The organism is Parvibaculum sp. (assembly GCF_030694575.1).
GTDB lineage: Bacteria > Pseudomonadota > Alphaproteobacteria > Parvibaculales > Parvibaculaceae > Parvibaculum.
On the sequence record NZ_JAUYUS010000092.1, the window covers coordinates 47,395 to 57,185 of the forward strand.

General features: G+C 64.6%; 8 protein-coding genes. 1 reads left to right on the plus strand and 7 read right to left on the minus strand.

The genetic code is table 11. The features are described from left to right. Window position 1: 1 nt before the first annotated feature. From Q8S60_RS12660 to ileS, 6 genes are all read right to left on the minus strand, one after another. Complete coding sequence (locus Q8S60_RS12660; RefSeq protein ID WP_305275767.1) at window positions 2–1,336, minus strand: glucose-6-phosphate isomerase; 1,335 nt, start codon at window positions 1,334–1,336, stop codon at window positions 2–4. A gap of 114 nt (window positions 1,337–1,450) precedes the next feature. Next, on the minus strand, window positions 1,451–2,860 hold the full coding sequence (locus Q8S60_RS12665) for a pitrilysin family protein (RefSeq protein WP_305275766.1): 1,410 nt from the start codon (window positions 2,858–2,860) through the stop codon (window positions 1,451–1,453). Continuing rightward, window positions 2,857–4,221: a pitrilysin family protein gene (locus Q8S60_RS12670; protein ID WP_305275765.1), complete on the minus strand. Its 1,365-nt coding sequence runs from the start codon at window positions 4,219–4,221 to the stop codon at window positions 2,857–2,859. The genes Q8S60_RS12665 and Q8S60_RS12670 overlap by 4 nt, the downstream gene beginning before the upstream one ends. 107 nt (window positions 4,222–4,328) lie before the next feature. Beyond that, window positions 4,329–4,931 (minus strand): DUF3035 domain-containing protein, encoded by a 603-nt coding sequence (locus Q8S60_RS12675; RefSeq protein ID WP_305275764.1) that lies wholly within the window; start codon window positions 4,929–4,931, stop codon window positions 4,329–4,331. A 48-nt stretch (window positions 4,932–4,979) separates the two neighbouring features. After that, window positions 4,980–5,534 (minus strand): signal peptidase II, encoded by a 555-nt coding sequence (gene lspA, locus Q8S60_RS12680; RefSeq protein WP_305275763.1) that lies wholly within the window; start codon window positions 5,532–5,534, stop codon window positions 4,980–4,982. Window positions 5,535–5,556: 22 nt separating this feature from the next. Further along, entirely contained in the window at window positions 5,557–8,403 is a 2,847-nt protein-coding gene (ileS, locus tag Q8S60_RS12685; protein ID WP_305275762.1) for an isoleucine--tRNA ligase, read from the minus strand. Between the two features lie 250 nt (window positions 8,404–8,653). Here ileS and Q8S60_RS12690 point away from each other — a divergent pair, with 250 nt between their 5' ends. After that, on the plus strand, window positions 8,654–9,439 hold the full coding sequence (locus Q8S60_RS12690; RefSeq protein ID WP_305275761.1) for a transporter substrate-binding domain-containing protein: 786 nt from the start codon (window positions 8,654–8,656) through the stop codon (window positions 9,437–9,439). An 81-nt stretch (window positions 9,440–9,520) separates the two neighbouring features. Here Q8S60_RS12690 and Q8S60_RS12695 read toward each other — a convergent pair. Next, on the minus strand, window positions 9,521–9,791 hold a 271-nt coding region (locus Q8S60_RS12695), incomplete at its 5' end, for a PaaI family thioesterase (protein WP_305668601.1).

Consider the following 9,791-nt stretch of genomic DNA (forward strand, 5'->3'; position numbering starts at 1 on the left):
GTCAGGCTTTCATTTCCGCCAGATACTTCTTCGCCAGTATCTTACCCTCTTCCACGGCCGGCTGGTCAAAGGGATCGACGCCGAGAATTCGGCCCGCGATGATGGTTTCGAGCATGAAATGCATGAAGAGCGCGCCAAGCGTCTTCTCGTTCAGTTCCTTCAGCGAAAAAACCCTTACCGGGCGGCCGTTTTTCACCAGCGTATCGGCGGTCGCGCGCTGCTCCGCATCGACGAGATCGCCCACCTTGCGGCCGCCGAGAAAGGCGAATTCGCTCGCGCCCGCAATGCTTTCCAGCGCCTCGGGGCCCTTGCCTTTCGTTTCCGTCATGAAGACCGTGTAGAGCTTGTCGCGCGGGCCCGCGAGCCAGAGCTGGAGCTGGCTGTGCTGATCGACGGGGCCGAGCGCCTTCACCGGCGTCGTGCCCTGCCCGTCCTTGCCGAGGCTTTCGGCCCAGAGCTGGCAATGCCAGGCGAGAAAGCGTTCCAGCCGGTCGGCATAGGCGAGGAACACCGACATCGCCGTGCCCTTCTCCCGCGCCATCGCAACCGAAAGCGCCGCGCCCGCCGCCGGGGCCACGTCCTTGGCCGCCGCGCCTTTCAGCACCGGCTTCAGCGCCGCCGCCGCGCCCGCCCGCACCGCCGCGATGTCGAGGCCGAGCAGATAGGCCGGCAGCAGGCCGACATTGGTCAGCACCGCATAGCGCCCGCCCACGCCCGGATCGTGCTCCAGCGTCGGAAAGCCATGCGCTTCGGCCAGCGCCCGCATCGGGTTCGGCTTGCCGTTCTTCGCCGGTTCGGTCAGCACCGCGAAATGCTGCTTCATGTATTTTCCGCCGCCCGCCTTTTCGAGCGCGCTCATGGCGGAGAGCGTCTGGATCGCGGGCTCCACGGTGCCGCCCGATTTGGAGACGACGAGAAAGCGCGTCGTCCGCAGGTCGGCATTGGCAAACACCGCGTCCATCGTCACCGGATCGAGATTGTCCGGAATATGGATGCGTACCCCCTTCTGGATGTTCGCCTGCGTGCCCCAGCCTGTGAGCTGCGCCAGCGCCTGCGCGCCGAGCGCCGAGCCGCCGATGCCGAAAATGAAAATATCGGTCGTGTTGTCGAGGAGCCCTTCGGCCACTTCCTCGATGCGGGCGATGTCGTCCGTCCGCTCCGGCACGCGCAGCAGCGGCAGTTCGCCGCTCTCATAGGCGCCGCGCAGCCAGTCCAGCGCCTTGTCCGCTTCGCCGAGCGCGGCGTCGTAAGCCTTTTTCGTCAGGCCGCCCTCGCCGATCGCGTCGGCGAAGCAATTGTCGAGCGACTGGCTGTAGGGCAGAGCGAGATCGGCCATGTGCGAAAATCCACCATTGAGGAAAGCCCCGCCCGAAGAATCGCGGGCCCGCGGTAAACCGTAACAAGAACGAAAACGCGCGGCCAGCCGTCGCGGTTCCCCCTCGTCCGATGGCTATTGAGGGCCTTCGGCGGGATGAGTCGAGGGCTTCGGCGCCATGTCGTCCGTCGGGGGCAGGCCTTCGGCTTTCGGCGAAAGGTTCGGCTTGCCGACCACGGATACGAGCAGGTTCTCCGGCCGCAGAAGGCGTTGCGCCACGCGCTCGATATCTTCCCGTGTTACGGCTTCGATCAGGCCGTTGCGGCGGTCGATATAATCTATCCCGAGGTCTTCAAGCTGGATGCCGAGAAGCTGGCCCGCAATGGAGGCATTGGAGGTGAAACGCAGCGGATAGGAGCCGGTCAGATAGGTCTTGGCGTCGTTCAGTTCTTCTTCCGTCACGCCCTTGTCGCGCATCCGTTTCATTTCATCGCGGACGATCGCGAGCGTCTCGCCGACGCGCTCGTTCTTCGTGCCGACCTGGCCCATCAGCATGGCCGCCTGCTTCATCGGATTGAGATAGGTGCCGACCGAATAGGCGAGGCCGCGCTTCTCGCGCACCTCTTCCATGAGACGGGAGGAAAAGCTGCCGCCGCCCAGAATGTGGTTCATCACGAAAGCGGGAATGAAATCCGGGTCGTCGCGGGCAAGACCTTGCGTCCCGAAGAGCACGACGCTTTGCGGAAAATTGCGCACCGTGACGATCACCTGCCCCTCCGGCGCCACGGTCGCGTCGGGGATATCCGGCAGCGATGCCTCGGCGGGAAGCGATCCGAACGTCCGGTCGAGTAGCGAGCCGAGTTCATTCGCCGATATCGGTCCCACGACGGCGATCTTCAGGTTGTCGCGCGCAAGCGTCTTCTTCGTATAGCCGAGAAGATCGTCGCGGGTGATCTTCGCGATCGTTTCCGGCGTGCCGTCGCTTTCCAGCGCGTAAGGATGGTTGCCCAGCGCCGCCTTGTACCAGGCGTCGCTCGCGATCCAGTCCGGCGACTCGCGGTTGCGCGCGACGATGGAGCCGATCTGGGCGCGAATGCGCTCCACCGCCTCCACGTCGAAACGCGGCGAGGAAATCGCCAGCGCGAAAAGACCGAACGCCTCTTCCTTCCGGTCCGCCAGCGTCTTCAGCGTGCCGTTGAAATAGTCGCTGTCGGCGGAGAAGGAAATCCGCGCCGCCGTCTCGTCGAGGCGCCTCTGGAACTGTTCGGAGGAAAGGTCGCCGGCACCTTCGTCGAGCAGACCCGAAACCATGTTGGCGACGCCCGCCTTGCCGGCTTCGTCCGTCGCCGTGCCGCCGCGCCAGGCCACGTTCATGACGATAACGGGCACCTCGTCTTCCTGCACGAGCCAGGCCTCGATGCCGCCCGGGCTCACCACCCGTTCGATATCCATCGCTGCGGCGGGAAGCGCGGCGAACAGAAGAAGACAGAGCGCGAACGGAACGCAGCGCAATGCGACGGGGCGCATGAAGACGGCGCGGATCATGACCGGCCCTCCGGCAGCAGTTCGCCGGTCACGGACGAGGTGCCGGAGAAAATGATCCTCGCCGCCTCGACGACATCCTTCTTCGTCACCTCGCGAACGCGCTCCGGCCATTCGTGAATCTCTTCGGCGCTCAGACCCGTCATCAGACCTTCGCCATAGCTGTAGGCCATGCTCCGCTGGCTGTCGCGCGCATAGACAGTGCTGGCGAGGATCACGGTCTTCGCCCGTTCAAGCTCCTCGTCGGTCACGCCCTTTTCGAGCAGCAGCGCCACTTCGGCTTCCACCGCCCGTTCGAGGTCGGGAAGATCGCCGCCGACGCGCGGCAGCGCATAGAGACCGAACTTGCCGGCATCGAGGCGGCTGCCCTCGTACCAGCTCTGTGCGCCCGTCGCGAGGCCCTGCCGCACGACGACCGAGCGGTAGAGACGGCTCGTCGTGCCGCCACCGAGAATTTCCGCCAGCACGTCGAAGGCGGCCGTCACGCGCCCTTCCGCCGCCGAATAGCTCGGTGCGGGAAACACGCGGATCCATGTCGGCTCGCGGACGCGCTCGTCGCGCCGGACGATGCGCTTGTCCTCCTCGGGCCAGACGACGGCGGGGCGGTTGCGGTGGAACACCGGCGCGCGCTCCGCGATGACGCCGTAATATTGCTCGGCGAGCGGCCTCAACTCGTCTTCCGTGATGTCGCCGGCCACGATCAGCGTCGCGTTGGCGGGCGTGTAGAAGCGCCGGTAGAACTCCAGCGCGTCTTCCGTGTCGAGTGCCGCGATTTCGTCCTTGTAGCCGATGATGTCGCGGCCGAACGGATGCTCGCCGTAAAGCGCGGCGTTCATTTCGGACTGAAGTTCCGCCATCGGATTGTTCTCGATCCTCATGCGCAGTTCTTCCAGCACCACGTCGCGCTCGGGCAGCACTTCCGCGTCGGTCAACTGTAGGTTGACCATGCGGTCGGCCTCCATCTCCATGACGAGCGGCAGGCGGTCTTTCGCGATCACCTGGAAATAGGCGGTGAAGTCGTAGCTGGTGAAGGCGTTGTCCTGTCCGCCATTGCGTGCCACGATGCGCGAGAACTGGCCGGGCTGGATTTCCTTCGTGCCCTTGAACATCAGGTGTTCGAGGAAATGCGCGATGCCGGTCTTGCCCGGCGTCTCGTCGGCCGCGCCGACCTTGTACCAGACCATGTGGGTGACGACGGGGGCGCGGTGATCGGGGATCACCAGCACGTTCATGCCGTTGGAAAGCGTGAAACTGGCCGGTGCGGGATCCGAAGCGTTGCCGCCGCGCGCGAACAGCAGACCGAGGCCGACGGCGAGGATCAGGGCGGCAAAAGGCAGGGCGGCGAAAGTACGGGAACGGAACAAATCTTCCCTCCGGGGAAAGGCGGGCCGGCGGGAAGGCCGGTGCCGGCGGCCCGCAAAATGAAGCCGGCGGGGTTACCCGCCGGCCATCATGTCCAGCTTGTCCCGGCTCAGAAAATGCCGGAGAACCAGCCTTTTTTCTTGGGCTTCACGGTGGGCGTCTCGCCCTCGGTCACGGACTTGCCCTCGGCTTCGTTCTGCTGGATGCGCTGCGTCTCTTCCTTCGGATTGACGAGGCGCTCGTCGGCGGGCACGCCCGGCTGCTTCCAGAAGACGACGTTGTCCACAAATGACTTGTCCTGGTCGACCAGCGAGCGCGTCTCCGCGTTCACGACCTGCCGGATGCGCGGGTCGGCATTGGCGGCGCCGCTCTGGTCCAGCAGTGCCTGCTCGCCGGCGGACGGCGCGGCGCTGCCGCCGGCGGCGACGGCCGCGTCGCCCATCAGCGCGCGCTGCGCACCGACGCTCGGCTGAAGCTCCATCTCCTGCGGGCGCGGTGCGCCGGGCTGCGGCGGACGCAGCGAATAGTCGGGCGGAATGACGAGCGGCGCCTTTGTGACGATGGCGAATTCGTCGGGAGCGGATTTGCCATAACCGAGCGCATCGCCAAGGCTCCCGCCGCCGCAGGCGGCCAGCGAAACCGAAAGAGCCGCGAACAGCGCCGTTTTGACGCCCCAGCCTGCCTTCCGGGAGATAGTCGCTTCGATATTCACGTCCGCAGTCTCCTTAACGATGACCGATGATCGAGAGGCTTCTGCCGTTCAGGCCGGCGTACCGCCCGTCTCGCTATCCGGGCCATCTTTCTTTTTGCCGGCGCCGACAAGGCCCGGCCACACCGATTCAAGGATGATGAGCGCAACGCCCAAGGCTATCCACACATCGGCAATGTTGAAGATATACCAGTAAAAACCGAAGGCGTGAAAACTAAAAAAGTCGGCCACGGCGCCATAGGCGATGCGGTCGTAAACATTGCCGAGCGCGCCCCCCAGGATGAGGCCGATGGCGAGCGCGGTCGCCTTGTGTTCCACCCGGGCGAGCCAGAGCCCGAGGCCGCAAATGACCAGCAGGGCGAACCCGGCCAAAATGGCGACGCCGAGCGCCGTTTCGGCCTGGAAGAGGCCGTAGCTGACGCCGTTGTTCCAGGCCATCACGAGGTCGAAAAAGGAGGTGATCTCCACCCGGCCGCGCGCGGCGATGCCATAGACGTCGAGCATCCACCATTTGTGCAGCCGGTCGAGGGCGAAGCCCGCCAGCGCGATCAGAGCGCCGAAAAGCGAAAACGGTCCCCAGAAGGTCTCTCGCGTCGGACGGTCCATCTTTCCTCCGTTGCGCTTGGGTTCAGCCCCGCGCGTCATATTCCCGCACCGCCGCCGCATCGCGCAGCGACAGGTCGGGATAGTCGGGATCGGTGCCCACTTCCGGAAGGATACGCCATGAGCGCGCGCATTTGCGCCCCTCCGCCAGCTTCGCCACCACGGCGACGCCCGGCACGTCGTCGAGGCGGAAAGCGTCCGCCGGGCCTTCGCCCTCGATCAGGACCGCCTGGCTCGCAATCGCAAGCTCCGCCAGATCGACGCCCTTCAGCGCGGCGACATAATCGGGCTTCGAGACATAGACATCCGGCGCCGCCTCGAGGCTCGCGCCGATGCGCTTCTCGCGGCGTTCGACTTCGAGCGCGCCGGTGACGACGCGGCGAAGCTCGCGCACCTTGCGCCATTTCTCGGCCAGCGCCTCGTTCCGCCATTCGCCCGGCGTTTCGGGGAAGGTGCGCAGATGCACCGAGGCATCGTCGCCGGGGAAGCGCGTCAGCCAGACCTCTTCCACCGTGAAGCAGAGCACGGGCGCGAGCCACGCCGTGAGGCGCGAAAAGAGTTCATCCAGCACCGTGCGGCAGGCGCGGCGGCGTGAGGATGACGGCGCGTCGCAATAAAGCGTGTCTTTGCGGATGTCGAAATAGAAGGCCGAGAGATCGACATTCATGAAGTTCGACAGCGTATGCGTCACGCGCTTGAAGTCGTAATCGAGATAGGCCTTCCTCACCAACTCGTCGAGTTCGGCAAGGCGGTGCAGGATCGCGCGTTCGAGTTCCGGCATGTCGGCGACCGCGACGCGCTCCGCCTCGTCGAAGCCCGCGAGATTGCCGAGCAGGTAGCGGAACGTGTTGCGGAGCTTGCGGTAGGCTTCGACGTTCGACTTGATGATCTCGTTGCCGATATTGTGGTCTTCCCAATAATCGGTCGAGGCGACCCAGAGGCGCAGGATGTCCGCGCCGTTCTGCTCCACGATTTTCTGCGGCGCGATGACGTTGCCGAGCGACTTCGACATCTTGCGGCCCTTCTCGTCCATGGTGAAGCCATGGGTGAGGACCTGCTTGTAGGGCGCGCGGCCGCGCGTGCCGCAGCTTTCCAGGAGCGACGACTGGAACCAGCCGCGATGCTGGTCGGAGCCTTCGAGATAGAGGTCGGCGGGCGACGGGATGCCGCGCGCTTCGAGCACGAAAGCGTGCGTGGACCCGCTATCGAACCAGACGTCCAGAATGTCCGTCACGCGCTCGTAATCGTCCGCGTTATACTCATTGCCGAGGAATTCGGCTGCCGGCCGTTCGAACCAGGCATCCGCGCCTTCCTTCGCCACGGCCTCGACGATGCGCGCGTTCACCTTCTCGTCGCGCAACAGCGTACCGTCATCCTTCCGTACAAAGAGCGTCAGCGGCACGCCCCAGGCGCGCTGGCGCGACAGCACCCAGTCGGGCCGCGTCTCGACCATGGAATAGATGCGGTTGCGGTTGCGCGCGGGCACCCAGCGCACCTTCTCGATCTCTTCCAGCGCCACCTGCCGGAACGGCTTGCCGGCCGCCGCTTCCACCTTCGCGTCCATCGCCACGAACCATTGCGGCGTGTTGCGGAAGATCAGCGGCGCCTTGGAGCGCCATGAATGCGGATAGGAGTGGGTCACCTTGCCGTTGGCGAGCAGCTTCCCCGCCTTCTGCAATTCCTCGATCACGGCGGCATTGGCGTTGCCTTCCTTGCCCTGCCGCGTCAGCACGAACTTCCCCGCGAAAAGCGGCACGTGATCGTAATAGACGCCTTCCTCGTTCACCGTTTCCGGGATGTCCTTCGAGCCGAAATTTTCCACCCAGATGATGTAGTCGTCCTGGCCATGGCCCGGCGCGGTATGCACGAAGCCCGTGCCGGCTTCCTCCGTCACATGATCGCCTGCCAGCAGCGGCACGTCGAAATCGTAGCCCTGGCCGGCGAAGGGATGCGCGCAGACGGTGTTTTTGAGCTCATCCGTCGTCACATCGCGAAGCCGCGTCCATGCCTCGACCTTCGCGTCCTTCCTCACCTGTTCGGCGAGCGCGTCGGCCAGCACGAGCTTTTCGCCCGCGACTTCATAAAGGCCGTAGGCGATTTTCGGCGAATAGGAGATCGCGCGGTTCGCGGGGATGGTCCATGGCGTCGTCGTCCAGATGACGATCGCCGCGCCGTCGAGCGCGCCTTTCACCACCGGAAACTTCACCCAGATCGTGTGGCTGACATGGTCGTGATACTCGACCTCCGCTTCCGCCAGCGCCGTCTTTTCCACCACCGACCACATCACGGGCTTCGAGCCGCGATAGAGCGAGCCGTTCATCAGGAACTTCTGGAATTCCCGGACGATGCCCGCTTCCGCGTCGAAGGACATGGTGAGGTAGGGATTGTCCCACTCGCCGCTGACGCCGAGGCGCTTGAACTCTTCCTTCTGGACGTCGACCCAGCCTTGCGCGAATTCGCGGCATTCGCGGCGGAATTCGAGCGGCGGCACCTCGTCCTTGTTCTTGCCCTGCTTGCGGTACTTCTCCTCGATCTGCCATTCGATCGGCAGCCCGTGGCAATCCCAGCCGGGCACGTAAGCCGCGTCCTTGCCCATCATCTGCTGCGAGCGGACGACGACGTCCTTCAGAATCTTGTTCAGCGCATGGCCGATATGGATGTTGCCGTTCGCATAGGGCGGGCCGTCATGAAGGATGAAGGTTTCGCGGCCCTTCGCCTCCTTGCGGAGCCGTTCATAGAGGCCGAGCTTCTGCCAGCGCGCCAGCCATTCGGGCTCGCGGGCGGGAAGCCCCGCCTTCATCGGAAAATCGGTCGTGGGCAGGAAAAGCGTGTCGCGATAGTCGCGGCCGGTGGGGTTTTCTTCGGTGGACATGAATGGTCCCGGATATTGGGGTTGCGCGATCTTCGAACAGAAACACCCGGCTCGTGCCGCGCGGAACCTTTGCGGTCCCTCAGCGGCCGGCCGGGCCTGTAATTCGCGCTGTGATGCGGGGGCGGACCCCGTGAAAATCGGGCGTGCTCATGGGACGCGTTTCTAGCAGCCGGCCCCTTAACAGTCCAGTAAAGGCCCCCGCCTTTCCCGCCGCTTTCGGGGGGCGTCCGGGGGCCTTATAGTCCCCGCCATGCACCATTTCCGCCGCCTCATCCCCGCCCTCGTCCTCCTCCTGCTGCTGCCGCTCGCCCAGGCCAGCGCCCGGTGGGAGGGAAGCCCGACCCTCAACCGCATCGCCGCGCGGGGCGAGGTCCGGGTCGGCCTCACCGGCGACTACAAGCCGTTCTCGTGGGAGGCCCCGCAAGGCCATTTCGAGGGTCTCGATGTCGACCTGGCCGAGGCGCTGGCGGCCGATCTCGATGCGCGGCTCGTCATCGTCAGGACGAGCTGGCCGACGCTGATGGACGACCTTGCGGCCGGAAAATTCGACATCGCGATGGGCGGCATTTCGATCACCGAGGCACGAAAGGAGACGGCCTTCTTTACCGATCCGCTGCTGAGCGACGGCAAGGCGCCGATCGCGCGCTGCGAAGACGCGGAGCGGTTTCAGACGCTGGACGGGATCGACCGCGAAGGCGTCACCGTGATCGTCAATCCGGGCGGCACCAACGAACAATTTGCCCGCGCGAATATCGCGACGGCGCGGATCCTGCTCCACACCGACAACGCCACCATCTTCGAGGAGATCGTCGAAGGCCGCGCCGATGTGATGATGACCGACGCCATCGAAACGCGGATCATGGCGCGCGAGCATCCCGAGCTTTGCGCGATCAATCCCGACAAACCTTTCACACGCGCCGAGAAAGCCTATCTGCTGCCACAGGACGAAGTGTTCAAGACGCGGGTCGACGACTGGCTCGGCCGCCTCGAAGCCATCGGGGCGTTGCAGCAGATCATCGGGAAATGGGTGAAGTAGCTTTCAGTAGAGGCCAAAAACAAACATGTCACCCCGGCTTTCGCCGGGGTGACATTGTTTATTTTAAACCGAGAATATTCCTCACCCCGCGATAATCCGCTCCACCGCCCGCGCCTTCAGCGCCAGCTTGCCGTCGCCATTCGTGAACACCGCTTCCACATAGGCCTGCGTCCTCGACACATTCAGCACATGCCCCTCGCAGGCGAGGATGCCCTCCGTCACCGGACGGAAGAAATGCATCTGCAAATCCACCGTCGTGAAATTCTGGTCGTCTTTCAGCATGGTCATCAGCGCGAAGGAGCAGGTCTGGTCGGCGAGCGTCGCCAGATAGCCGCCGAAGACGGCAACCGGA

Bases quoted from the DNA above. Each gene is read 5' to 3' on its own strand.
- Q8S60_RS12665 (WP_305275766.1), bottom strand. From the start codon at position 2,860: ATGATCCGCGCCGTCTTCATGCGCCCCGTCGCATTGCGCTGCGTTCCG.
- ileS (WP_305275762.1), bottom strand. From the start codon at position 8,403: ATGTCCACCGAAGAAAACCCCACCGGCCGCGACTATCGCGACACGCTT.
- lspA (WP_305275763.1), bottom strand. From the start codon at position 5,534: ATGGACCGTCCGACGCGAGAGACCTTCTGGGGACCGTTTTCGCTTTTC.
- Q8S60_RS12660 (WP_305275767.1), bottom strand. From the start codon at position 1,336: ATGGCCGATCTCGCTCTGCCCTACAGCCAGTCGCTCGACAATTGCTTC.
- Q8S60_RS12690 (WP_305275761.1), top strand. From the start codon at position 8,654: ATGCACCATTTCCGCCGCCTCATCCCCGCCCTCGTCCTCCTCCTGCTG.